24 protein-coding genes are annotated in these 22,467 nt (G+C 64.3%); 12 read left to right on the top strand and 12 right to left on the bottom strand.

Translation table 11 applies throughout. The features are described 5' to 3' along the window. The first annotated feature begins 34 nt into the window (after positions 1–34). Positions 35–511: an NUDIX hydrolase gene (locus tag LB547_RS19815; RefSeq protein WP_140513741.1), complete on the top strand. Its 477-nt coding sequence runs from the start codon at positions 35–37 to the stop codon at positions 509–511. Positions 512–516: 5 nt separating this feature from the next. Here the strand turns inward: LB547_RS19815 and LB547_RS19810 are convergent, their stop codons facing one another. The 5 genes from LB547_RS19810 to LB547_RS19790 all read right to left on the bottom strand — a co-directional run bounded on the left by LB547_RS19810 (position 517) and on the right by LB547_RS19790 (position 5,751). Then, positions 517–1,362, bottom strand: coding sequence for a citryl-CoA lyase (locus LB547_RS19810; RefSeq protein ID WP_140764338.1), 846 nt, complete (start codon positions 1,360–1,362; stop codon positions 517–519). Between the two features lie 16 nt (positions 1,363–1,378). After that, the gene (locus tag LB547_RS19805; protein WP_140560258.1) at positions 1,379–2,563 is read right to left on the bottom strand and encodes a CaiB/BaiF CoA transferase family protein; all 1,185 of its coding nucleotides are present in this window, start codon (positions 2,561–2,563) and stop codon (positions 1,379–1,381) included. Between the two features lie 15 nt (positions 2,564–2,578). Further along, the gene (locus LB547_RS19800; protein WP_140556474.1) at positions 2,579–4,102 is read right to left on the bottom strand and encodes a tripartite tricarboxylate transporter permease; all 1,524 of its coding nucleotides are present in this window, start codon (positions 4,100–4,102) and stop codon (positions 2,579–2,581) included. Positions 4,103–4,106: 4 nt separating this feature from the next. After that, positions 4,107–4,643: a tripartite tricarboxylate transporter TctB family protein gene (locus LB547_RS19795; RefSeq protein ID WP_140522492.1), complete on the bottom strand. Its 537-nt coding sequence runs from the start codon at positions 4,641–4,643 to the stop codon at positions 4,107–4,109. A 130-nt stretch (positions 4,644–4,773) separates the two neighbouring features. Continuing rightward, complete coding sequence (locus tag LB547_RS19790) at positions 4,774–5,751, bottom strand: Bug family tripartite tricarboxylate transporter substrate binding protein (protein ID WP_140496391.1); 978 nt, start codon at positions 5,749–5,751, stop codon at positions 4,774–4,776. A 183-nt stretch (positions 5,752–5,934) separates the two neighbouring features. On the opposite strand from LB547_RS19790, the gene LB547_RS19785 reads away from it, so the two are divergent. Next, positions 5,935–6,783, top strand: coding sequence for an IclR family transcriptional regulator (locus LB547_RS19785; RefSeq protein WP_224655826.1), 849 nt, complete (start codon positions 5,935–5,937; stop codon positions 6,781–6,783). 112 nt (positions 6,784–6,895) lie between these two features. Here the strand turns inward: LB547_RS19785 and LB547_RS19780 are convergent, their stop codons facing one another. Then, positions 6,896–7,435 (bottom strand): GNAT family N-acetyltransferase, encoded by a 540-nt coding sequence (locus tag LB547_RS19780; RefSeq protein ID WP_140556470.1) that lies wholly within the window; start codon positions 7,433–7,435, stop codon positions 6,896–6,898. A gap of 307 nt (positions 7,436–7,742) precedes the next feature. Between LB547_RS19780 and LB547_RS19775 the strand changes: the two genes are divergently transcribed. The 3 genes from LB547_RS19775 (at position 7,743) to LB547_RS19765 (ending at position 10,776) form a co-directional block, all read left to right on the top strand. Then, positions 7,743–8,720, top strand: a complete 978-nt coding sequence (locus LB547_RS19775) for a tripartite tricarboxylate transporter substrate-binding protein (protein WP_140671393.1) — start codon at positions 7,743–7,745, stop codon at positions 8,718–8,720. Positions 8,721–8,795: 75 nt separating this feature from the next. Then, positions 8,796–9,257 (top strand): tripartite tricarboxylate transporter TctB family protein, encoded by a 462-nt coding sequence (locus tag LB547_RS19770; protein WP_140496398.1) that lies wholly within the window; start codon positions 8,796–8,798, stop codon positions 9,255–9,257. Between the two features lie 10 nt (positions 9,258–9,267). Then, positions 9,268–10,776, top strand: a complete 1,509-nt coding sequence (locus LB547_RS19765; protein ID WP_140657300.1) for a tripartite tricarboxylate transporter permease — start codon at positions 9,268–9,270, stop codon at positions 10,774–10,776. 1 nt (position 10,777) lies between these two features. Here the strand turns inward: LB547_RS19765 and nth are convergent, their stop codons facing one another. Beyond that, a complete protein-coding gene (nth, locus tag LB547_RS19760; RefSeq protein ID WP_140624406.1) occupies positions 10,778–11,581 on the bottom strand; it encodes an endonuclease III in 804 nt (267 codons plus the stop codon). Between the two features lie 22 nt (positions 11,582–11,603). Between nth and LB547_RS19755 the strand changes: the two genes are divergently transcribed. Next, positions 11,604–12,098: a DUF2244 domain-containing protein gene (locus tag LB547_RS19755; protein WP_140500184.1), complete on the top strand. Its 495-nt coding sequence runs from the start codon at positions 11,604–11,606 to the stop codon at positions 12,096–12,098. A 46-nt stretch (positions 12,099–12,144) separates the two neighbouring features. On the opposite strand, the gene LB547_RS19750 is transcribed toward LB547_RS19755, so the two are convergent. Next, positions 12,145–12,960, bottom strand: coding sequence for a class I SAM-dependent methyltransferase (locus LB547_RS19750; protein WP_140522499.1), 816 nt, complete (start codon positions 12,958–12,960; stop codon positions 12,145–12,147). Between the two features lie 114 nt (positions 12,961–13,074). On the opposite strand from LB547_RS19750, the gene LB547_RS19745 reads away from it, so the two are divergent. From LB547_RS19745 to LB547_RS19730, 4 genes are all read left to right on the top strand, one after another. Continuing rightward, positions 13,075–13,953 (top strand): methylated-DNA--[protein]-cysteine S-methyltransferase, encoded by an 879-nt coding sequence (locus LB547_RS19745; RefSeq protein WP_140685805.1) that lies wholly within the window; start codon positions 13,075–13,077, stop codon positions 13,951–13,953. Positions 13,954–14,114: 161 nt separating this feature from the next. Then, complete coding sequence (locus tag LB547_RS19740; RefSeq protein ID WP_140558410.1) at positions 14,115–15,020, top strand: ribokinase; 906 nt, start codon at positions 14,115–14,117, stop codon at positions 15,018–15,020. Positions 15,021–15,030: 10 nt separating this feature from the next. Continuing rightward, a complete protein-coding gene (locus tag LB547_RS19735; protein WP_140672254.1) occupies positions 15,031–16,470 on the top strand; it encodes an amidase in 1,440 nt (479 codons plus the stop codon). A gap of 110 nt (positions 16,471–16,580) precedes the next feature. Further along, complete coding sequence (locus LB547_RS19730; protein ID WP_140522507.1) at positions 16,581–17,195, top strand: LysE family translocator; 615 nt, start codon at positions 16,581–16,583, stop codon at positions 17,193–17,195. Positions 17,196–17,368: 173 nt separating this feature from the next. Here the strand turns inward: LB547_RS19730 and LB547_RS19725 are convergent, their stop codons facing one another. After that, on the bottom strand, positions 17,369–18,310 hold the full coding sequence (locus LB547_RS19725; protein ID WP_140500193.1) for a nucleoside hydrolase: 942 nt from the start codon (positions 18,308–18,310) through the stop codon (positions 17,369–17,371). A gap of 301 nt (positions 18,311–18,611) precedes the next feature. Here LB547_RS19725 and LB547_RS19720 point away from each other — a divergent pair, with 301 nt between their 5' ends. Beyond that, the gene (locus tag LB547_RS19720; RefSeq protein ID WP_013893014.1) at positions 18,612–19,037 is read left to right on the top strand and encodes an Hsp20 family protein; all 426 of its coding nucleotides are present in this window, start codon (positions 18,612–18,614) and stop codon (positions 19,035–19,037) included. A gap of 76 nt (positions 19,038–19,113) precedes the next feature. Continuing rightward, the gene (locus tag LB547_RS19715) at positions 19,114–19,383 is read left to right on the top strand and encodes a DUF1150 family protein (RefSeq protein ID WP_140500195.1); all 270 of its coding nucleotides are present in this window, start codon (positions 19,114–19,116) and stop codon (positions 19,381–19,383) included. Between the two features lie 67 nt (positions 19,384–19,450). On the opposite strand, the gene ptsN is transcribed toward LB547_RS19715, so the two are convergent. The 3 genes from ptsN to rpoN form a co-directional block, all read right to left on the bottom strand. Further along, complete coding sequence (ptsN, locus tag LB547_RS19710; protein ID WP_135898701.1) at positions 19,451–19,915, bottom strand: PTS IIA-like nitrogen regulatory protein PtsN; 465 nt, start codon at positions 19,913–19,915, stop codon at positions 19,451–19,453. Positions 19,916–19,973: 58 nt separating this feature from the next. Next, positions 19,974–20,552, bottom strand: a complete 579-nt coding sequence (gene hpf / locus LB547_RS19705; protein WP_140500197.1) for a ribosome hibernation-promoting factor, HPF/YfiA family — start codon at positions 20,550–20,552, stop codon at positions 19,974–19,976. A 264-nt stretch (positions 20,553–20,816) separates the two neighbouring features. After that, positions 20,817–22,343 (bottom strand): RNA polymerase factor sigma-54, encoded by a 1,527-nt coding sequence (gene rpoN / locus LB547_RS19700; protein ID WP_140558403.1) that lies wholly within the window; start codon positions 22,341–22,343, stop codon positions 20,817–20,819. Positions 22,344–22,467: the final 124 nt, after the last annotated feature.

Below are 22,467 nucleotides of genomic sequence, written 5' to 3'. Positions count from 1 at the left end.
ACGGTATGGGCACTGCACCGACTGGATTTTACGAATGGCAGCCACCAAGAAAAAGGCCGTGCGCAAGGCCAAGAAGGGCGAGACGATCCGCCAGGTCGCGGCTATCCCTTTTCGGCTGGACCAGCGCGGCGACATCGAGGTGATGCTGGTCACCTCGCGCACCACCAGGCGCTTCATCGTACCCAAGGGCTGGCCGATGAAAGGCAAGAGCGGACGCAAGGCGGCCACCATCGAGGCGCAGGAAGAAGCGGGCGTACTCGGCAAGACCCTGAAGCAGCCGGCGGGCACCTATTCCTATTGGAAGCGGCTGGCCAACCGTTTCGTCCGCGTCGACGTCATCGTCTATCTGTTGGAAGTAACGCAAGAGCTTGCCGACTGGCAGGAAGCCAAACGGCGGCAACGGGCCTGGCTGGCGCCGGCCGATGCGGCCATGCTCATCGACGAACCCGAACTTTCGACGCTGGTAAGGACTTTGAAGCTTCCCCAGCCCGCACAAATCGACCCCGCGTAAAGGCTTCACGCCCCGGCGCCGTCCTCTTCGGGGAACGGTCGCACCGGCGTACCGGTATAGGCCCACAGCCATTCGCGTGGCAGCGGACCTTTGTTCCGCTCGGCTTGCTGGGATTGTTCCCAGGCATGCGCCAGGATGCCGACCGAGCGCGACAGCACGAAAAGCCCGCGCGTCAGCGGTGGCGGAAAGCCGAGCTCGCCGTAAATGACGGCGGTCGCGCCATCGATGTTGAGCGGTATCTTTTTGCCCTTGCGTCGCGCGACCTCCGCCTCGATCGCCTCGGCGATGTCGGCGAAGCGGCCATTGATCACGCCGCGCGTGGCAAACTCCCGGGTCAGTTCCATCAAGCGCGGCGCGCGCGGGTCGACCGGATGGAAGCGATGGCCCAGCCCCGGCACGTAGCCCTTTTCCCCGGCAAAGAACCGGTCAAGCCGCCCCGAGACAGCCTCTTTCAGCGTCGTGCCGCCATCGAGCGCCGCGGCAATGTCGCCATAGAAGGCAAGCGCCTGCTCGCCGGCGCCGCCATGCACGTCGCCAAGCACGTTGATGGCCGAAGCCATGGCGCTGTTGATGCCGACACCGCAGGTCGCCGCCATGCGGGCGATGGCGATCGACGGCGCCTGCGGCCCGTGGTCGACTGCGGCGCCCAGCGCAATGCCGAGCAGCGCGGCCTGTTCCTCGCTGGGCAATTCGCCGCGCAGCATCAGCCAGATGACAGCCGGGAAGCTGACGCGGCCGATCAGGTCCTGGATTTCATAGCCGCGCAGCCGGATGACGCCCGGCCGCATTTCGATGATGCCGGTCTGCCACCACTCCTCTGCACGCTCGCGGCCCGTCTTTTGCTCACTCATATCGTCTTTTGCTCGTTCATGTGAGTGCCTTTGTCTTCGCTCGGGGCGACAGGCCGGCGAAAACCTCGTCCATGTGCTCGCCCAGGGCCGGTGGCGGGGAGGCCGGCAATGGAGCCGTACCATCGACCATGAAGCCGCCGCGCAGAACCGTCAGCGGTCTCTCCATGTCAGCCACGCCGTCGAAAGCCCTGGTCATCTGGCGCTCCAGCACCTGCGGTTCGGCCAGCACTTGCGGGATCGTCAGCACCCTGCCCGCCGGCACCCCGGCGCGGTTCAGTTTTTCTTCCCACGCAGCCGCCGGGCCATTCGCCAGGGCCCCCTCGATCTCGATCTTCAGCGCCGCACGGTTCCGCTTGCGCGTCTCGCGCTCGGCAAAGCGTGGATCCGACGCCAGCTCCGGCCGTTCGATAAGCCGGCAAAGCGTTACGAACTGCTCCTGCTTGTTGGCGGCGATGTTGAGCAGACCGTCGCCGGTGCGAAAGGCGCCCGACGGTGCCGCCGTCATGTTCTCATTGCCCATCGGCTTGGGATCGACCCCGGCCGTCAGATAGTTGGAAACCGGCCAGCCAAGCGCCGACAATGTGCATTCAAGCATCGACACGTCGAGAAAAGCACCCTCGCCGCTCGTCTTCTGCCTTACCAGCGCCGAGACGATGGCGAAGGCCCCGACCAGTCCGCCCAGCGTGTCGGCGACGGGATAGCCGACCCGCAAGGGTGCCGTCTCCGGCGTGCCGGTGATGCTCATAATGCCCGAAAGGCCTTGGATGATCTGGTCATAGGCCGGATTGTCGCGCATCGGCCCGGTCTGGCCGAAGCCCGATATCGCGCAGTAGACAAGGTTGGGGCGGACCGCCTTCAGCGCCTCGTAGCCGAGGCCAAGCCGGCCCATGACGCCGGGGCGGAAGTTTTCCACCAGCGCATCGGCGCTGGCGACCAGGTCGAGGAAGCGTTCGCGCTCGGCTTCCTTCTTGAGGTCGAGCACGACGGAGCGTTTGCCGGCATTCTGAGCCAGGAACGAAGCTCCCATGCCGGCCTGGTTGAGTTCCGGCGAACCGCCGAGCTGTCGCGCCAGGTCGCCGCCTTGCGGCGCCTCGACCTTGATGACGTCGGCGCCGAGCAGCGCCAACTGGTAGGCGCAGTAGGGCCCGGCCAGGACGTTGGTCAGGTCGAGCACGCGGATGCCGGAAAGCAGGTCTGTCATGTCACTTCAAATCGATCAGGCATCGCCCGGCACATGCTCCGGCCCCCGCAATCGGCGGCGTTCGATGTAGGCCCAGATATGCGGCCCGACCAGGCCGATGAAGGCCAGCGTCAGCAGGGTCAGCGACAGCGGGTGCTTGTAGAACACCGACCAGTCGCCGTTCGAGATCGTCATGGCGCGGCGGAATTGAGTTTCGGCGAGCGGTCCCAGGATCATGCCGATGATGACGGGCGCGGTCGGGAAATCGAAGCGCCGCATCAGGAAGCCGGCAGCACCCAGGAGATAGAGGATGGCGAGGTCGATCGGCGACTGCGAAATGCCGTAGGTGCCGACGGTGGCGAAAACCAGGATGCCGGCATAGAGCTGCGGCGCCGGGATCTTCAGCAGCCGCACCCAAAGCCCGATCAGCGGCAGATTGAGGATGACGAGAATGACGTTGGCGATGAACAGGCTGGCGATCAGTCCCCAGACCAGGTTGCCTTGTGTCGTCAGAAGCAGCGGGCCTGGATTGATGCCGTAGCTCTGGAAGGCCGAAAGCATGATTGCCGCCGTCGCCGAGGTCGGCAGCCCGAGCGTCAGCATCGGCACCAGCACGCCGGCGGCCGAGGCATTGTTGGCGGCCTCCGGACCGGCTACCCCCTCGATGGCGCCAACCGTGCCGAATTCCTGCTTGTGCTTCGAAAGCTTCTTTTCGATGGCATAGGACAGGAAGGTCGGGATCTCGGCGCCGCCGGCCGGCATGGCGCCGATCGGGAAGCCGATCGCGGCGCCGCGCAACCAGGGCTTCCACGAGCGCCTCCATTCGGCCGCCGTCATATAGAGCGAGCCCTTCAGCGGCACGATCTCGTCCTTGCCAGCATAACGGCGCGAGGCCATGTAGAGCGTCTCACCGACGGCGAACAGGCCGACGGCGGCGATGATGACGTCGACGCCGTCGAGCAGTTCGGTCATGCCGAAGGTGAAGCGCGGCTGGCCGGTCTGCAGGTCGACCCCGATCATGCCGATAACAAAGCCGGCGAACAGGCTGGTCAAGCCGCGCACCGAGGACGAGCCCAGCACCGCCGAAACCGTGATGAAGGCCAGCACCATCAGCGAGAAATATTCGGCCGGGCCGAAGGCCAGCGCGAACCTGACCACGATAGGCGCCAGGAAGGCGACGCCCAGCGTGCCGAGAGTGCCGGCGACGAAGGAGCCGATCGCCGAGGTGGCAAGTGCGGCGCCGCCGCGCCCGGACCGGGCCATCTTGTTGCCTTCCAGCGCGGTGACGATGGTAGCGCTTTCGCCTGGCGTGTTGAGCAGGATCGAGGTCGTCGAGCCGCCATACATGGCCCCGTAATAGATGCCGGCAAACAGGATGAAGGAGGCCTCCGGCGCAACCTGGTAGGTGATCGGCAGAAGCAGCGCGATGGTCAGCGCCGGTCCGAGGCCGGGCAGCACGCCGATGGCGGTGCCAAGCGTGGTGCCGAGCAGGCACCACAGAAGGTTGACCGGAGTGAAGGCGACGGCGAAACCGTGTGCCAGATGGCCTAGCGTTTCCATGGCGTCAGCCCCTCAGCGTGCTGGTGAACGCATCGATCACCGTATTCAGCTGGTTCTCGATGAAACCGGCGCCGATATTGACGCCGAGCGCCCTGGCGAAGCCGAAATAGGCGGCCAGCGCCAGCACGAGGCCAGTGAGCGCATCGCGCAGCGTATGCCGGCTGCCGAAGCCGTAGCAGACCAGAACGAACATGATGACGGATGCCGCGGTAAAGCCGAGCGGCTGGATCAGGAGCAGGTTGGTGACAAGGCCGATGACGACGAAGCCCATCGCCTTCCAGTCGGTCGGCGTCTCCTTTTCCTCTTCCGGCTGCCAGCCGCCGCGCAGTGCGGCGACGATGAGCAAGAGCGAAAGAACCACCAGGCCGAACATGGTGAGGTAGGGAAAGACGGTCGGGCCGACCTTGGAGTAGAGCGGCGACACCGGGATCGCCAAGGTCTGCCAGGCGACCGCCCCGGCACAGGCCAGAAGCCCGATGCCGATCAGCAGTTCGGGTACGGCAAGGCGCGAGGACGCAGCCTGCTGGTCGCTGGTGCTCATGAATGTCCTCCCAAGACAGCCGGCGTCTCACAGCCGGCTTTTATCCTATCTTCATCCCCGGTGGATCGCATGTCCATGCGAACGGCGGGAGGAAAAAGGGCGGACCATGGACCCGCCCCCTTCAGGGAAATCAGGCGAGCCCGAGATCCTTGAGGATGGCTTCGATGCGAGCCGTATCCTCGGCAAGGAACTTCGCATAGTCGTCGCCGGTGAGCAGGATGGGCGTCCAGTTGCGGTTCTTGCATTCCGTGGCCCAGGCATCGCTCTTGGCCATGGTCTCGACCAGCGTGATCATCGCCGCCTTATCGGTATCGGAGACGCCGGGGGGTGCGAAGACGCCGCGCCAGTTGAACAGTTCGACGTCGATGCCGGCTTCCTTCAGCGTTGGCGCATCGATGCCCTCCTGCCGCTTGTCGGCGGAAATGGCGAGCAGCCTGAGCGCCCCGGCCTTGACCTGTTCGGAGAACTCGCCAAAGCCGGAAATGCCCGCCGCCACCTGGTTGCCGAGCAGCGCTGACAGCGCCTCGCCGCCGCCCGCGAACGGCACGTAGGACAGGTTTGTCGCCGGCACGCCCGCCGTCTTGGCGATCAGGCCGAACAGGATATGGTCCGAACCGCCGGCCGAGCCGCCGGCGACGGGAACCTTCGTCGGATCCTCTTTAAGCGCGGCGACGAAGTCGGCGGCCGTCTTGAACGGCGAGGCCGCCGGCACCACCAGCGCTTCGAACTCGCCGGTGAGCCGGGCGATCGGCGTGACCTGCGTCAAATTATTGGCAGCCTTGTTGGCGATGATGGCGCCGACCATGACCATGCCGCCAACCATCAGCGAATTGCCCTTGCCGTTCCATTGACTGATGAATTGCGGCAGCCCGACCGTGCCGCCGGCGCCGCCGACATTGGTGATCTGCGAGCCGGAGATCAGCTTCTCGCTGCGCAGCACCTGGTCCATCGTGCGCGCGGTCTGGTCCCAGCCGCCACCGGGCGCCGCCGGCACGAAAATCTGTATCTGCGGCGTGCCTTGGGCAAGAGCGGGAGAAAGACGCGACGCCACCAGCCCGGCGGCCCCCGCGGCAGCGGTGCTCATCAAAAATTTGCGTCTGTTCAGCATGGGATTCCTCCAAATCACGACACCTCCTCCGGTGCCCGCCAAAAACGCGCCTGAAACCAGACCCGTGCTTGAGTTCAAGCAGACTTTACCGCGTTCCGTCAACAGGAACGATATTCTGCTGGACAGAATGCTTGAGCTGCGCGACACAATCGCGCCGCTCGACCTTTGTTCGACTGGGAACCAATGAATTCGGCAGGCAAACCAGTTGGCATCGAAATCCGGAGCGCGTCAGCCGACGGTGTTGCCGCGCTTGACCGGGCCATTGCCATCCTCAATGCATTCACCACGGCGGACCGCTCGCTCAGCCTTTCCGAGATCGCGGCCCGAACCGGCCTCTATAAGAGCACCATTCTGCGCCTGGCCAATTCGCTTTTGCGCGGACAATTGCTCGAACGCCTGGACGACGGACGCTACCGCATCGGGCCGGCCAGCTTCCGGCTCGGCGCGCTCTATCAGCGGTCGGTCGTGGCGGTCGACATCCTGCTGCCGATCATGCGCGATCTCTGCGAGCTAAGCTGGGAAAGCGTTGCGTTCTATGTCCGGTCGGGAGACGTGCGCACCTGTCTCTATCGCGTCGAGTCCAAGCATCCTATCCGCTATACGATCCGCGAGGGTGACGTCCTGCCGTTGCTGGTGGGCTCCGGCGGGCGTGTGCTGGCGGCGTTTTCCGGACAGCCGGGCGAACCGTACGAAACCATCCGCAAGACCTGCAACTGCCTCGCCATCGGCGACCGCGACCCGCAGACGGCGGGCGTCTCGGCGCCGGTGTTCGGGCCTGGGCGGGTTCTGCTCGGCGCCTTGACCCTGGCCGGCCCGAGCACACGCGTCGACGCGGCCTTCCTGCGGCGCATGCGGCGGCCGCTGCTCGAGGCGGCGGCCCGTGCCACCCGCGCCTTCGGCGAGGATGCCTCGATGCTCGATGAAGCGGCTCGCGAAGCCGCGGTGCAAACGGATAATGCCAGTCCCGGCGCGGTTATCAGGAGCAGACGGCGTTCTCGGATCATTTCGACGCCCTTGCGGAACGACCGCTAATGCATGCCGCCCAAAGGGACCTCGGCTTTGGGAGAACGACGTAAAACAAGAAAGCTAAGCGCAGCGCATGAATCCGTTTCGACGCCGCGCGCTTTAGGCACTTGGCGAGTGCTCAGGCCAACCGCTCCAGCAGGATGGTCGGGGTTTCGTGATAGATGGTCCGCGCCACCTCCCGGTAGCCGCACTTCGTCGCCACGTTCAAGGAAGCGGTGTTTTCGGGGTCGATGATGCAGACGGTTTTGCCACGTCCGAAGGTCTCGTCGCCCCAGCCAAGCACGCGGCTGACGATCTCGGTGGCGAGGCCGGCGCCGTGGGCGGCCGGAGCGAGCGCCCACCCGGCCTCCGGAATGCCCTCTATCGGCGGCTCCATATCGCGCTTGAGGTCGTGAAACCCGGCCTCACCGACGAAACGGCCCGTCGCCTTGTCCTCGATCGCCCAGAAACCGTAGCCGAGCAGCGACCAGAGCCCGGCGTGACGCAGGAAGCGCATCCAGCTCTCTTCTCGCGTGCGCGGCCTGCCGCCGATGAAGCGGGTGACGACCGGATCGGCCCACATGGCGACATAGGCGTCGAAATCCTCCAGCCGGTGCGCTCGCAGGATGGCGCGCGTCGTTTCGATAACCGGAACGCCGCTTGTGTCGTGATGGGTCATGGGTCGCCCTCGCTCAAACCTGCAGCACCTAGCAAATCACCGGCCGCGAGCAAGGGCCAGGCCGGCGCGGATCATCTTCCAGACAGACGGCGCGCGCTTGGCGTGTCTCGATCCAGCCGGGACAGTCGTTCCTCCGATGGTCCGGCCGCGCCTCATGGGCCGCCAGCCAGAACGGTTGCGGATATCAGCACTTTGCCATTTGAGTACGATTGCAATCTGTTAGCCTGCGCTAGTTGTATCCGTGCAGCCGGTGTCGAGGAGAACTCCGCGCGGCGGTTGAAGATTTAAGCTCTGGGAGGAAATCACGATGAGAAGATTTGTCGCCGCTCTGGCTGCCGTCGTGGCCGTCACGCTTTATCCCGTCGCCGCAGGCGCGCAAACCTATCCCGAACGCACCATCACCGTCGTGGTGCCGTTTGCGGCCGGCGGCCCGACCGACACGGTCACGCGTCTTGTCGCGGAAGCCATGTCCAAGGATCTCGGCCAGCAGGTCATCGTCGAGAATGTCGGCGGCGCCGGTGGCACGCTGGGCGCTGGCCGCGTCGCGAAGGCCGAGCCGGACGGTTACACCCTGCTCCTCCATCACATCGGCATGGCCACCAGTGCCACACTCTACCGAAAGCTCGCCTACGACACGCTGAACGCCTTCGAATATGTCGGCCTCGTCACCGAGGTGCCAATGACCATCGTTGGCCGAAAGGACCTCGAGCCGGCCGATTTGAAGGGATTGGTCGAGTACGCCAAGGCCAACAAGGATAGCGTCACCGTAGCCAATGCCGGCATAGGTGCTGCCTCGCATCTCTGCGGCATGCTGTTCATGAGCGCTATCAAGACGCCGCTGGTCACCGTCCCCTACAAGGGCACCGGCCCGGCCATGACCGATCTCCTCGGCGGCCAGGTCGACATCATGTGCGACCAGACGACCAACACCACCAAGCAGATCCAGGGCGGCACGATCAAGGCTTACGCCGTCACCTCGCCGGAGCGCCTCGATGTGCTGCCCGATGTCCCGACGACGACGGAAGCCGGCCTTCCCGACGTGCAGGTCAGCATCTGGCACGGTCTTTATGCCCCCAAGGGCACTCCGGCGGAGATCACCGAACGGCTGTCGAAATCCCTGCAGGTCGCGCTGAAGGACGAGAACGTCGCCGCCCGCTTCGCCGAGCTCGGCACCAGGCCGTCGCCGCAGGCCGACGCGACGCCGGCCGCGCTGAAGGCCAAGCTGGAAAACGAGATCGCGCGCTGGAAGCCGATCATCGAAGCCGCCGGCCAATACGCCGACTGAGTTTTGAACGGGGCGCCGCCGGCGCCCCGTTTTCGCTTCGGTATCGTCGCGCGCCCGCAGCTTGGGAGGAATGTCATGAAGGCTTTCGCAATCGACAGGACGAACGGCATATGCGCTGCGCTGTTCATCGTTTTCGGCGCATTTTTCGCGTTGCAGTCGCTCGGCCTGGAAATCGGCACCGCCTTCCGCATGGGGCCGGGCTATTTCCCGCTGGTGCTGGCGATCGTGCTGATCCTGCTTGGCCTCGTCATCCTCGTCCAGGCGATGCGATTCGAGGGCGATCCGATCGGCTACATTGCGTGGCGCGGCTCGCTGTTCATCCTTCCCGCTCCGATCTTCTTCGGCCTGACGGTGCGCGGCCTCGGCTTCATTCCGTCTATCTTCCTGACGGCGCTGATCGCATCGTTCGCCAGCGGCCGCATGAAACCGCTGACCGCGTTCGTGCTGTCGACCGGCCTGACCCTGTTTGCATTCCTCGTCTTCAGCTACGCGCTCGGCCTTCCGTTCCGGCGCTTTGGCCCATGGCTGCCATTGTGAGGAGATGAGCATGGAGCTCCTCGGCAATCTGGCGCTCGGCTTTTCGACCGCTTCATCGCTGACGAACCTTGGATTCTGCTTGATCGGCGTCCTTCTTGGCACGCTGATCGGCGTCCTGCCCGGGATTGGCGCCACCGCGACCATCGCCATGCTCTTGCCGATCACCTTTCAGATCGGCGACCCGGTTTCCTCCCTCATCATGCTCGCCGGCATCTATTACGGTGCGCAATATGGCGGCTCGACCACAGCCATTCTCATCAACATGCCCGGCGAATCGTCCTCGGCCGTCACGGCGATCGACGGCTATCAGATGGCCAGGAACGGCCGCGCCGGCGCGGCACTCGCGATCGCGGCGATCGGTTCGTTCTTCGCCGGCACGGTGTCGACCTTCCTCGTCGCCATCTTCGCCCCGCCGCTGACCTCGATCGCGCTGGAATTCGGCGCGGCCGAATATTTTTCGCTGATGGTCGTCGGCCTCGTCTCGTCGGTCGCGCTTGCGCACGGTTCGATCGTCAAGGCGCTGGCGATGGTCGTGCTCGGTCTGTTGCTCGGCATTGTCGGCACCGATATCTACACCGGCACGCCGCGCTTCACGCTCGGTATCCCCGAATATGCCGACGGGCTGAATTTCGTCGCCGTGGCGGTCGGCGTCTTCGGCATCGCCGAGATCCTTCGCAACCTCGAAAACGAGCATGAGCGCTCGGTGATGATCCGAAAGGTTTCCGGCCTCATGCCCACCCGCGACGACTTCAGGCGCATGGCGGCGCCCATCGTGCGCGGAACGATCATCGGTTCAGCGCTCGGCATCCTGCCGGGAGGCGGCGCGATCCTCGCGGCCTTTGCCTCCTACACGGTCGAAAAGCGCGTATCGAAAAACCCCGAAGAATTCGGCAAGGGCGCGATCGCAGGTGTCGCCGGGCCGGAATCGGCCAACAATGCCGGCGCGCAGACCTCCTTCATCCCCATGCTGACGCTCGGCATTCCAGCCAATCCGGTCATGGCGCTGATGATCGGCGCGATGATCATCCAGGGCATCGTGCCCGGCCCGAATGTCGCGACCGAACAGCCGGCGCTTTTCTGGGGCATCATCGCCTCCATGTGGATCGGCAACCTGATGCTGATCGTCCTGAACCTGCCGCTGATCGGGCTCTGGGTGAAGCTGCTTACGATCCCCTATTACGTGCTTTTCCCGATCATCATGGCGTTCTGCTCGATCGGCGTTTACAGCGTCAACACCAATGTCTACGACCTCTACGCCGTCGCCTTTTTCGGCTTCCTCGGCTATCTCCTGACCAAACTGCGCTGCGAACCCGCGCCCCTGCTGCTCGGCTTTGTGCTTGGCCCCCTGCTTGAGGAAAATCTCCGCCGGGCCATGATTCTGTCGCGTGGCGATCCCAGCGCCTTCGTGACGAGACCGATCAGCGCCGGCCTGCTCCTCATCGCGCTCGCCGTGCTCGTCATCGTCTTCCTGCCCGCGGTCAAGAAGAAGCGCGAAGAGGTGTTTGTGGAGGAGAGTTAACTTATTGAATTCCGCTCGCTTCCTCGAGCGGAGCGATCTCGACCAGCGGCGCCGGCACGCTGGTCGTCTTTTCCTGCGCCTTGCAGAGGTCGGCGATGACGCAGGCCGGGCAATCCGGCTTGCGCGCCTTGCAGACGTAGCGGCCATGCAGGATCAGCCAGTGATGCGCGTGGCGCATATATTCGTCGGGAATGATCTTCAACAGCCCCTGCTCGACCTGGTCGGGCGTCTTGCCGGGCGCCAGTCCTATGCGGTTGCCGATGCGGAAGATGTGCGTGTCGACGGCCATCGTGTGCTGGCCGAAGGCCATGTTGAGCACGACATTGGCGGTCTTGCGCCCGACCCCCGGCAATTTGACCAGTTCGTCCCGGCTGTCCGGCACCTCGCCACCATGATCGCGAATCAATGCCTGTGACAGCGCGATGACGTTCTTGGCCTTGTTGCGCCACAGACCGATGGTCCTGATATAGTCGCCGACCCTGGCCTCACCCAGATCCAGCATTTTGCGCGGCGTATCGGCGATCTTGAACAGCGCCCGCGTCGCCTTGTTGACGCCGGCGTCGGTCGCCTGCGCCGACAGCACGACGGCCACCAGCAGGGTGAAGGGGTTTACATGTTCGAGCTCGCCCTTCGGCTCCGGCCGCTGGACGGCAAAGCGCCGGAAAATCTCATGCACCTCCGCCGGACTGTAGAGCGTTCTGGATCGGGCCGGCCTGGGGCTCGGCTTGGCGTTCGAGCCGTCGCGCCGTCCAGGCAGTGGCTTCTTTTCGGATTGTGCGGGTACTTTGGACTTGGGGCTTGCCATTTCCTTCCTATAATATCCAGATATGAACGACACAAATGCCTCGTTCCAGGCGGACGAACCCTTCTTCAGCGCCTTGCTGACCCCGCACCGGTCGCTGGGCAAGACCGGCTTCGCCGTGCTGATGGTCGCGCTGCTGTTCGGCTGGCTGGTGACCGGGGCTTTTTTCCTGTCGCGCGGCGCCTGGCCGGTTTTCGGCTTCTTCGGTCTGGACGTTGTCGCCGTCTACATTGCCTTCCGCATGAACTACCGTGCCGCCCGCGCCCGCGAGGAGGTGTCGATCTCGCGCACCAGCCTCGATATCCGCAAGACCGCGCCGTCGGGAAAATCGGAAGCGCACCGCTTCAACCCGTTCTGGGCGCGCTTTTCGGTCGCCCGTCACGCCGAAATCGGCATCACCCGGATGGCGGTCGAGGCGCAGGGACAAAACGTAGCGATCGGCGGCTTTCTCGACCCCGATTCCCGCGAAAGCTTCGCCACCGCCTTTTCACGTGCGCTCGCCACCGCCAAGGCGCGCTAGCCGAACAGCTTGCGTCCGGACCGCGTCGAACAAGGGGTACGACGTTTCAGAAGCGATAGCGCAAAAGCCTGCCGATCTTGCGCAGTGCGGGAATGTATTTCCAAAGCCGAACGAACAGCTGCGCGGGCCAGCCCATGCGGGCGGCGTGTTCAGGTCCATAGGCCGGGATGTCTTCGATGAATCGGAGCTTCGGGACAGCCAGTTCCAGTTCGTGCGGATCCTCGATCGCCCAGTGGACCTCGGCGCCTGTCGCCCTGATCGCCGGATTGAGGCGCAGCAGCTTCAGGCCGAAACCGCTGTAAGCGTCGAAAATCAGGTCGCCGCCGGCAAGATGTATGACCAGGCGCGAGAACAGGCGGAACCCTTCCTCGGCCGGGAGATAGGGCGTCAGCCCCTCCGCCACCACGATGGCCGGTCGGTTCCGGGGCACTTCAGCCAGCCAGTCCGGCTCTGTTACCGACGAAGCGATGAGGCGATAGCGGTCGCGCGGCGGGTAAAGCTTGCGCCTGAGTTCAATGACTTCCGGATAGTCGACATCGAACCAGTCGACGCCTGGTGGCGGATTGACCCGGAAGATGCGCGTGTCGAGCCCGCACCCCAGATGCAGCACGATGGCATCAGGATTTCTGGCCAGAAACTCCTCGACGCGGACGTCCAGCGTCTTTGCCCTGATCGCCAGGCCGATGCCGAGATTGCTGTCGACCTTGAGTCTTGAGAAATCATAGTCGATCTTACGCACCGCCTCGTCGGCGAAACGATCCCCAAGCAGCGAATGGGGCATCCGGCTTTCCAGCGCCTTGCCGTAGAGCGTCATCAGCAAGGTTTCTTTCGCGCCGGCGAGATTTACCTTTTCACCCGCCATGGCGACTCCTGGGCTCGAAAACCAGAGTTTATCTGGGTATGCGCCGCAAGAAGGCAAGTTTCGGGTGGCGATCGGCGCCCCAAGGGCTGATATTCCGGCTCAAGGAGAATTCCCATGAGCACCCAGACAGCAGTCCTCAAGAAGGACATCACGCCCGAAGGCAACGACTACGAAATCGTGCGCCGCGCCATCGAGAAGATCAGCCTCGACTATCGCGATCAGCCTTCCCTCGAGGAGCTTGCAGAGGAGGTCGGGGAGACGCCGACCGGCCTGCAGAAGCTGTTCACACGCTGGGCCGGCCTTTCGCCCAAGGCTTTCCTGCAGGCGGTGACGCTGGACCATGCCCGCAGGCTGCTCGATTCCGGCATGCCGCTGCTTGAAACATCGTTCGAGCTCGGCATGTCCGGCCCCGGCCGGCTGCACGACCTGTTCGTCACCCATGAGGCGATGTCGCCGGGCGACTACAAGACGCGCGGCGCCGGGCTCACAATCCGCTATGGCTATCATAGCTCGCCATTCGGCACCGCCCTGATCATGGCCACCGACCGAGGGCTTGCAGGCCTCGCCTTCAGCGATCCGGGCGAGGAGCGCGCTGCTTTCGCGGATATGTCCAGCCGCTGGCCGAATGCCGTCTATGTCGAGGACATGGCCGCGACCGGTCCCTACGCCGCACGCATCTTCGACCCGACGCTGTGGCGCCCGGACCAGCCGCTGCATGTCGTGATGATCGGCACCGACTTCCAGGTTCGCGTCTGGGAGGCCTTGCTCCAGATTCCGATGGGCAAGGCTCGCACCTATTCCTCGATTGCCGCCAGCATCGGCGCGCCGAGCGCCAGCCGCGCCGTCGGCGCCGCCAACGGCGCCAACCCGCTCTCCTTCGTGGTGCCTTGCCACCGCGCCATCGGCAAATCCGGCGACCTCACCGGCTACCACTGGGGCCTGACCCGCAAGCGCGCCATTCTGGGCTGGGAGGCTGGACAGGTCACCTCTTGAAATCGGGAACGCCGGCAACTTCCGCCGGCATTGTCACGTGGAAAACGACGACGCCCCGCTGACTCGCATGACGCGGCACCGCAGCGCTTGCCATATCGGCATGCACTGGAAAGCAACGATCTTACAGGATAGCTTCCCGCTCATTCATGAGGAGGCATTCCTTGATCATCGTCGTCGGCTCGATCAATCTCGACCTTATTGCCAATGTCGACCGCTTGCCGAGCCCTGGCGAGACGGTGAGCGGCTCCGGTTTCGCCACCGCGCCCGGTGGCAAGGGCGCCAACCAGGCGTTGGCCGCCGCGCGCGCCGGCGCCAAGGTGCGCATGGTGGGAGCCGTCGGCAAGGATAGTTTCGCCGGCGAGGCCCTGGCGCTGCTGCGCCAGGCCAAGGTGGATCTGTCTGGCGTGGGCGAAACTTTTGCCTCGACGGGCACCGCGCTGATCATGGTCGGCGACGATGGCGAGAACATTATCGCCGTGGTACCGGGTGCCAACGCCTCGGTGCTGCCCGGCGACCTGTCCAAGGCCTTCCCCGGAAAAGGCGATGTCATGCTCCTGCAACACGAGATCCCGCTTGCGACCGTCGAAGCCGCGCTCGATCAGGCAAGCGCGGCCGGTGCCGTCACCGTGCTCAACACCGCACCCTTCCATCGCGACGCGGCCGGCTTGCTCGGCAAGGCCGACTATGTCGTCGCCAACGAGACTGAGTTCGACCTCTATGGCGAGGTGCTGTCGCTGAGCGGGCGCGACCGCGCGGCACGGATGCGCGACTTTGCCGGGAAAACCGGCCGCGCCATCGTCGTCACGCTCGGCGGCGACGGCGTGATGGCGGCGACGCCGACCGATTCCCTGACGGTGCCCGCATTGAAGATCACCCCGGTCGACACGGTTGGTGCAGGCGACACCTTTTGCGGCTATTTCGCCGCCGGCCTGTCGTCGGGCCTGCCCCTCGAACAGGCGCTCGCCCGGGCCGGCGCGGCCGGCTCGCTGGCATGCCTGAAGCCGGGCGCCCAGCCGGCCATCCCGTTGGCCGCCGATGTCGACCAGGCACTCCTGAAATCCCGCTGAGACGACCAGAATGCGCCCCCAGACAAAGCATGCCGCGCCACCGACCGGCGACATCTGCCGCCTGTCTGCCGTCGAACTGGCCGACGCGATCCGGCAAAGGAAACTTTCGGTACGTGAGGTCGTGACGGCATTCCTCGACCGCGTCGAAGCCGTCAACCCGCTCGTCAACGCCATCGTTTCCTTGCGCGATCGTAGCGATATCCTGCGCGAGGCCGACGCAGCCGATGCCCGTCCGGACCGGGCCGGTGCGCTCTTCGGCCTGCCGATCGCGGTCAAGGATCTCGCAATGACCCGCGGCCTGCGCACCTCCTTCGGCTCGCCGATCTTCGCCGATTTCGTGCCGCAGGAGGACGATTTCTTCGTCGAGCGCATGCGCAAGGCCGGCGCCATCATCATCGGCAAGACCAACGTTCCCGAATTCGGCCTCGGCTCCAACACCTACAATCCCGTGTTCGGCCCGACGCTGAACGCCTTTGATCCAGATTTGAGCGCCGGCGGCTCGAGCGGCGGCGCCGCGGTGGCGCTGGCGCTGGACATGGTGCCCGTCGCCGACGGCAGCGACTTCGGCGGCTCGTTGCGCAATCCAGCCGCCTGGAACAATGTCTATGGTTTCCGGCCATCGCAGGGGCTCGTCCCCGGCGGCCCGGACGTCGAGGTCTTTCATGCCCAGATGGGCGTCGATGGGCCGATGGGTCGCAATGTCGGCGACATGGCGCTGCTGCTCGACGTGCAGGCGGGCCATCATCCGCGCGCACCCTTGTCCTATGAGAAACAAGGCTCCTTCCTCGAAGGCCTGCATATGCCCGCCAAAGGCGGCCGTGTCGCCTGGCTCGGCGATCTGGGCGGGCATTTGCCCATGGAGCCCGGCATCCTCGAGCTCTGCCAGGCCGCGCTCGACCGCTTCGGGGAGGCCTCGTTCAAGGCCGAGGCACTGGTGCCGGATTTTGATTTCGAGGCCTTGTGGCAGGCCTTCGTGACGTTGCGCCAGGCAAGCAGCGGCTGCGCGCTGAAAGTGCATTATGACGATCCTGCCAGGCGCGCCCTGTTGAAGCCCGAAGCCGTCTGGGAGGTGGAGAACGCGCAACTCCTGACGGCGCCTCGGATTCGCGCCGCCTCGGTCGTCCGGACGTCCTGGTACCGGACGCTGCTGTCGCTGTTCGACCGCTTCGACCTGATTGCATTGCCGACCGCGCAAGTCTTTCCGTTCGACGTCGGCACCCATTGGCCGCGCGAGATCGCCGGCCGGCCGATGGACAGCTATCACCGCTGGATGCAGGTTTCGGCGCCCGCCACCATGGGCGGCTGCCCGGCCGTCAGCGTGCCGGTCGGCTTCGACGCCAGAGGCCGGCCGATGGGCATGCAACTGATCGGCCGGCCGCGTGGCGACATGGCTGTGCTGAAGGCGGCGGCGGCCTATGAGACGACACTGCCGTGGCCGTCCGGCGCCTGAATCCGGTGCATCTGCGTATCGCGCGGCTCCATGTGCCGGCTTGCACCGGCATCGCCGCCATGCATTGATTGTGGCGCCGCACAGGCGGCATTCTGCCCGAGGGAAAAATCATGTCGCTGGAACTCTATGCCGCCTATGTCCTTGCGTGCGTCGTCATCATCCTGGTGCCAGGGCCGACGGTCACGCTGATCATCGCCAACAGCATCCGTCATGGCTCCCGCGCCGGCCTGGCCAATGTCGCCGGCACGCAGGCCGGCCTGGCGGTCATGATCGCCATCGTCGGCATCGGCCTCAACACGCTGATATCGGGTATGGGGCACTGGTTCGAATGGGTGCGGCTGATCGGTGCCGCCTACCTGATCTGGATGGGCGTGCAGATGTTCCGGTCCAAGGGCAAGCTGAACGCCGACGGAACGGCGCGGAAGCCGCGCGGCGGCTTTTTCGTGCAGGGCCTGCTGGTAGCGCTCAGCAACCCGAAGACGCTGATCTTCTTCGGCGCCTTCTTTCCGCAATTCATCGCGCCGCAAGGCAATTATTCGCTGCAGATCGCCGTCATGGGCCTCACCGCCATGATCTTCGCCGCCATGTCGGATTCGACTTATGCGCTGGCCGCCGGCCGCGCCGGTCGCATCCTGTCCGCCCGCCGCGTCAAGCTCCTGTCCAGGATCAGCGGCAGCTTCATGATCGGCGGCGGCCTGTGGCTGGCGTTTTCACGGTCGAAGTGAGCACCGCCGCCTTTCCTTCCCCCTTGTGGGGGAAGGTGGATCGGCGCGCAACGCCGAGATGGTTGAGGGGTGCGTGACGGAGTGAGGCGTCGGCGTTCCCCGGAACACCCCTCATCCGACCTCGCTTCGCGAGGCCGCCTTTTCCCGCGAGGGGAGAGGGTAAGGAGGCGGATTTAAAGCCGCCCCAGCCGTTCCAGCAACAGCGCGAAGAAGCCGTCATGGTCGATGTCGCCCATCACCTTGGCGTTCTTTTCCCGCTTGGTGACGCCCCACCAGTCGATCACGGTCATGCCCATGGTCAGTTCCGAGCTGGTTTCCACGCTGACATTGCAGTTACGGCCTTTGAACAGCTCCGGTTTCAACAGGTAGGCGATGACGCAGGGGTCATGCAGCGGCCCGCCATCGGTGCCGTATTTCTCCTCGTCGAAACGCTCGAAAAACTCCAGCATCTCGGCCGTTGCGGTACCGACCTTGGTGCCGAGCTTGCGAAAGGCCTGGGTGCGCTTGGCGGTGGTCAGCGCCTTGTGGGTGACGTCGAGCGGCATCAGCACGATCGGAATGCCGGATTTCAACACCACCTCGGCCGCGTGCGGATCGACATAAATGTTGAATTCGGCCGCCGGCGTGACATTGCCGCCTTCGAAGAAGCCACCGCCCATCAGGATGATTTCCTTGATGCGCGGCGCGATCTTCGGCTCGCGGATCAGCGCCAGCGCGATATTGGTGAGCGGCCCGAGAGCGCACAGCGTGATGCTGCCGCTCTCTTCCTTCATCAGCGTCTCGACGATGAAATCGACGGCGTACTTATCCTGCAGCTTCATCGTCGGTTCGGGCAATTGTGGCCCGTTGAGGCCAGTTTGGCCATGCACCGCCTCGGCCGTAACCAGTTCACGCGCCAGCGGACGGACGGCGCCGGCATAGACCTTGATGTCGGGTCGGCCGGCCAGTTCGCAGATCTTGCGGGCGTTCTTTTCGGTAAGGTTCAGCGGCACGTTGCCGGCTACGGCTGATATGCCGACGATCTCCAGCTCGGGGCTGCCAAGCGCCAGCAATATGGCGACGGCATCGTCCTGGCCAGGATCCGTGTCGATGATGATCTTGCGTGTTTGGGGCATTTCAATTCCTTGTTTGGCCATGAGCTCATGCGTCCGAGCGAGCATGCGAAACGCACCGAACCGGCCTTGAGCTGCCGAACCGCTCCGCCCGGGGGACGAATCCCGGCGCAGCGCTTCTCCTTGCATCTCACTGCCGTTTCAAGCGCCATGTCGATCATTCTTGTGAGTCCACGACGTGGTCTTTTTGGGCGGGTGTTTTGATGGCTTGAACTTGGTCGTGGGGCGGACCATATCAAGACCATCGGGAAAAATGCCATCTGGGTTTTTCCAGTTTATGTCGCTCTTGAGAGGACAATGTAACATGAGCCGAATGACGCCTTTCTCCAGCCCGCTTCTCCTGGGTTTCGACGCCATGGAAAAGACGCTGGAGCGCCTGGCGAAATCCGGTGACAGCTATCCTCCTTACAACATCGAGCGGCTCAGCGGCGCCGACGGCAAGGCCGAAAGGCTGCGCATCACGCTCGCTGTCGCCGGTTTCGCCGAAAGCGATCTCGATGTCACCACGGAGGAAAACCAGTTGGTCGTGCGCGGTCGTCAGACCGACGATACCGAGCGCGAATTTCTTCACCGCGGCATCGCCGCACGCCAATTCCAGCGCTGCTTCGTGCTGGCCGACGGCATGCGGGTGATTGCGGCGGAGCTGAAGAACGGCCTTTTGTCGATCGATCTCGATCGGCCCGAGTCCGAGCGGCTGGTACGGAAAATAAACATATCGGTGAAAGACTGATCTTTGCCGATGGCTCTCATGCGGGATGGCCTACTGCCCAGAACCAGGGCGGCGTCTCGCGCCAAGGAGGCTTGAAATGACCAGAACTGACCAAAATCCTACACAAAATCCCACCATGACCAGCGGTGAATTCGCCCATCTCGGCGAGGGCTCGGTCGCTTATCTGCGCAAGGTTACGAGCGAGGAACTGCTCGGCCGTTTCCCGGGCATTGGCGAAATCGCGCCCGGCATGGAATTGTGGGCGCTGTTTGCCGCCAACGGCCAGCCGATCCTGCTTTCAGATGCGCGCGATCGCGCGCTGGCCGGCGCCATGGAAAACGACCTGACCACGGTCGCCATTCATTAAGGCGATTTTCCGCTGAAAACGAACGGGGCCGCCCGTGGCGGCCCTACCATTGTTCATCCAGAAAACGTCAGGCCGCGTGCGAGGCCTGGGTGTCCGATAAAAGCGCGTGGATCGCCACGGCGTCGCGCGTTCCCCTGATCTTGGCCACCGTATCGGCGTCGCGCAGCACCCGCGCGATGCGCGACAGCGCCTTCAGATGATCGGCGCCGGCCCCTTCAGGGGCCAGCAGCAGGAACACCAGGTCGACCGGCTGGTCGTCGAGCGCCTCGAAATCGACCGGCGTCTCCAGGCGGGCGAACACGCCGGCGATGCGCTTCACGCCGGCCAGCTTGCCGTGCGGAATGGCGATGCCGTTGCCGACCCCCGTCGAGCCGAGCCGCTCGCGCTGCAGGATCGTGTCGAACACCTCCCGCTCCGGAATGCCGGAAATCGCGGCCGCCCTCTCCGACAGCAATTGCAGAAGCTGCTTCTTGGAGTTCGCCTTCAACGCCGGCAATATCGCCGGAACGTTGATGAGATCGCTCAGATCCATACTTGAAAATCCCTTGTTCGCCTGCCGTCACCAGTCCCCACCCCTCGTGCGGCCGGTTTTATCCCTGTGCGACCTTGGTCGTGGACGGATCGATCCAGCCGATGTTCCCATCCGGCCGGCGATAGACGATGTTGACGTGATTGTTTCCGGCGTTGCGGAAGACGAAGACCGGACTGTCCTTTGTGTCGAGTTCTATGACCGCCGACGCCACCGACATGGTCTTCAGCGTCATGGTCGATTCGGCGACGATGGCCGGCGCAAAATCCTCCGGAATGTCCTCGTCGTCATCGGCGAGTGGCGCCATCACCGTGTAGGCGATATCGGTGAGCTCGCCATTGCCCGAATTGTGCGATTTCAGCCGGCGCTTGTAGCGCCGAAGCCGGGTTTCCAGACGATCCGCCGCGGCCTCGAAAGCCAGCGTCGGGTCCTGGGCATCGCCGGTCGCCTGCAGCGAAGCGCCGGAATCCAGCCGGATCATGCAATCCGCCGAATAGCGCGAGCCCGATTTGATGACGGTGACATGTCCGGCAAAGCCGCGGTCGAAATATTTGCCGATCGCCTCGCCGACACGATCGTTGATGCGCGTACGGAACGCATCGCCGATATCCATGTGTTTTCCCGATATGCGCAGATTCATCTGAAAACTGACCTTCCTTGCTCAGGCTTCAAACTGGCCGGAGTTTATACTCGTGGTCCGTGCGCACAAGCTTTGCGGCGTCACTCGCGCCGATTTAAATCCAAACTTTCCGGTTGATCACAAGCCGCCTTCTTGACCATCCCTAGGCCATTGTCGTGACGGACCATCCGCTAGCGGGCGCCGAGCCCGTCTCATGCGGGCGGGCTTCTAGCCACTTCACCGCAGCTTGTCAATGAAGCACGAACCCTGTGGAAATCGCCGAACCTAGCGCCCGGCGCTGGCAAGGGCCCGCTTCTCGCGCCGGCGCTGCACCGAGGACGGGATATTCATGCCTTCCCTGTATTTGGCGACCGTACGCCTGGCGATATCGACGCCGCTTTCGCGCAACATGTCGACGATCGCGTCGTCGGACAGGACGTCGACGGTTTTTTCCTCGTCGATCAATTGCTTGATGCGGTCACGCACCGCTTCCGACGAATGCGCCTCGCCACCGCCCGACGAGGCGATCGAGGCGGTGAAGAAATAGCGCAGTTCGAACACGCCGCGCGGCGTCAGCATGTACTTGTTCGCGGTGACCCGGCTGACGGTCGATTCGTGCATGCCTATGGCGTCGGCCACCGTGCGCAGGTTGAGCGGCTTCAGCTGGCGCACGCCATGGACGAGGAAGGCATCCTGCTGGCGCACGATCTCCGATGCGACCTTGAGAATGGTCTTTGCCCTCTGATCGAGGCTGCGCGTCAGCCAATTGGCGTTCTGCAGGCACTCGGCCAGGAAATCCTTTTCGGCCTGGTTCTTGGCGTGCGGCGAAACCTGGGCGAAATAGATGTGGTCGACCAGCACGCGCGGCAGCGTTTCGGCGTTGAGCTCGACCGTCCAGCTGCCGTCATTGGCCGCGCGCACCTCGACATCGGCAATGACGGCGTCGCTGGCGCCGCCCGAAAATGCCATGCCCGGCCGCGGATCGAGCGCCCGGATCTCGGCCAGCATGTCCAGCAGGTCCTCTTCGTCGACGCCGCAGATCCGCTTCAGCGTGTGGAAATCGCGGCGCGCCAGGAGTTCGAGATTGGCAATCAGCGCCTTCATCGCCGGATCGAGCCTGTCGCGCACGGCAAGTTGCAGCGACAGGCATTCGGCAAGGTCGCGGGCGAACAGGCCGGCCGGCTCGAAGGTCTGGCACACCGACAGCACCTTGGCCACGGCGTCGGCGCCGCTACCAAGGCGCGAGGCTATCTCAGCCATATCGGCGCGCATATAGCCGGTCTCGTCGAGGCCGTCCGCGAGTTCGCCGGCGATCAGGCGCGCCGCCGGATCGGCGAAAGCGAGCGCGATCTGCTCGCTGACATGATCGCGCAGCGTGATCGCGGTCGCCGCCATGTCGCCGGCATCGAAGCCTTCGGACGAGGACGTGCCGCCATTGCCGGTCGCCGATTTCCACTGTGCCGTGAGGTCTGGTCCGAGCCGCTCGCTGGTGCCCGGGTCGTCCGGGAACAGGTTCTCCAGCGATGTGTCGAGCTTTTCCGAGATCGCCTCGGCGCTCCATCCCGCTTCGGTCTCGAACCAGTCGCCGTCGTCGGCCGTTTCCGGTGCCGCCTCCGTCCTCGGCGCCTGGTCGCTGGCGGCGTCGTCCTGCGGCTCGGCGCGCTCCAGCAACGGGTTGCGCTCGATCTCCTCGTCGATGAAGTGCTCGAGTTCGGCATGGGTGAACTGCAGCAGCCGGATCGACTGCATCAGCTGTGGCGTCATCACCAGCGACTGCGACTGTCGTAGCTGTAGTTTCGCCGCCAACGCCATGGTTCGGTTTCAAACGCCTCGTCTGCATCCGGACTGCCGGAAGGAATTTTCGCGAACCGATAGAAACTGGCCCGGCTTTTGCTTGTCAAGGCAAACGCTAGCAAAACCCGCTTACCGGAGCGTT

This window comes from Mesorhizobium sp. B264B1B, assembly GCF_020165765.1.
Classification (GTDB): Bacteria; Pseudomonadota; Alphaproteobacteria; order Rhizobiales; family Rhizobiaceae; genus Mesorhizobium.
This window is presented reverse-complemented; position numbering and strand designations above follow the sequence as displayed.

Excerpts from the sequence above, each read along its gene's own strand:
- LB547_RS19815 (WP_140513741.1), top strand. The coding sequence starts at position 35 with ATGGCAGCCACCAAGAAAAAGGCCGTGCGCAAGGCCAAGAAGGGCGAG.
- LB547_RS19810 (WP_140764338.1), bottom strand. The coding sequence starts at position 1,362 with ATGAGTGAGCAAAAGACGGGCCGCGAGCGTGCAGAGGAGTGGTGGCAG.
- LB547_RS19805 (WP_140560258.1), bottom strand. The coding sequence starts at position 2,563 with ATGACAGACCTGCTTTCCGGCATCCGCGTGCTCGACCTGACCAACGTC.
- LB547_RS19800 (WP_140556474.1), bottom strand. The coding sequence starts at position 4,102 with ATGGAAACGCTAGGCCATCTGGCACACGGTTTCGCCGTCGCCTTCACT.
- LB547_RS19795 (WP_140522492.1), bottom strand. The coding sequence starts at position 4,643 with ATGAGCACCAGCGACCAGCAGGCTGCGTCCTCGCGCCTTGCCGTACCC.
- LB547_RS19790 (WP_140496391.1), bottom strand. The coding sequence starts at position 5,751 with ATGCTGAACAGACGCAAATTTTTGATGAGCACCGCTGCCGCGGGGGCC.
- LB547_RS19785 (WP_224655826.1), top strand. The coding sequence starts at position 5,935 with ATGAATTCGGCAGGCAAACCAGTTGGCATCGAAATCCGGAGCGCGTCA.
- LB547_RS19780 (WP_140556470.1), bottom strand. The coding sequence starts at position 7,435 with ATGACCCATCACGACACAAGCGGCGTTCCGGTTATCGAAACGACGCGC.
- LB547_RS19775 (WP_140671393.1), top strand. The coding sequence starts at position 7,743 with ATGAGAAGATTTGTCGCCGCTCTGGCTGCCGTCGTGGCCGTCACGCTT.
- LB547_RS19770 (WP_140496398.1), top strand. The coding sequence starts at position 8,796 with ATGAAGGCTTTCGCAATCGACAGGACGAACGGCATATGCGCTGCGCTG.
- LB547_RS19765 (WP_140657300.1), top strand. The coding sequence starts at position 9,268 with ATGGAGCTCCTCGGCAATCTGGCGCTCGGCTTTTCGACCGCTTCATCG.
- nth (WP_140624406.1), bottom strand. The coding sequence starts at position 11,581 with ATGGCAAGCCCCAAGTCCAAAGTACCCGCACAATCCGAAAAGAAGCCA.
- LB547_RS19755 (WP_140500184.1), top strand. The coding sequence starts at position 11,604 with ATGAACGACACAAATGCCTCGTTCCAGGCGGACGAACCCTTCTTCAGC.
- LB547_RS19750 (WP_140522499.1), bottom strand. The coding sequence starts at position 12,960 with ATGGCGGGTGAAAAGGTAAATCTCGCCGGCGCGAAAGAAACCTTGCTG.
- LB547_RS19745 (WP_140685805.1), top strand. The coding sequence starts at position 13,075 with ATGAGCACCCAGACAGCAGTCCTCAAGAAGGACATCACGCCCGAAGGC.
- LB547_RS19735 (WP_140672254.1), top strand. The coding sequence starts at position 15,031 with ATGCGCCCCCAGACAAAGCATGCCGCGCCACCGACCGGCGACATCTGC.
- LB547_RS19730 (WP_140522507.1), top strand. The coding sequence starts at position 16,581 with ATGTCGCTGGAACTCTATGCCGCCTATGTCCTTGCGTGCGTCGTCATC.
- LB547_RS19725 (WP_140500193.1), bottom strand. The coding sequence starts at position 18,310 with ATGCCCCAAACACGCAAGATCATCATCGACACGGATCCTGGCCAGGAC.
- LB547_RS19720 (WP_013893014.1), top strand. The coding sequence starts at position 18,612 with ATGAGCCGAATGACGCCTTTCTCCAGCCCGCTTCTCCTGGGTTTCGAC.
- LB547_RS19715 (WP_140500195.1), top strand. The coding sequence starts at position 19,114 with ATGACCAGAACTGACCAAAATCCTACACAAAATCCCACCATGACCAGC.
- ptsN (WP_135898701.1), bottom strand. The coding sequence starts at position 19,915 with ATGGATCTGAGCGATCTCATCAACGTTCCGGCGATATTGCCGGCGTTG.
- hpf (WP_140500197.1), bottom strand. The coding sequence starts at position 20,552 with ATGAATCTGCGCATATCGGGAAAACACATGGATATCGGCGATGCGTTC.
- rpoN (WP_140558403.1), bottom strand. The coding sequence starts at position 22,343 with ATGGCGTTGGCGGCGAAACTACAGCTACGACAGTCGCAGTCGCTGGTG.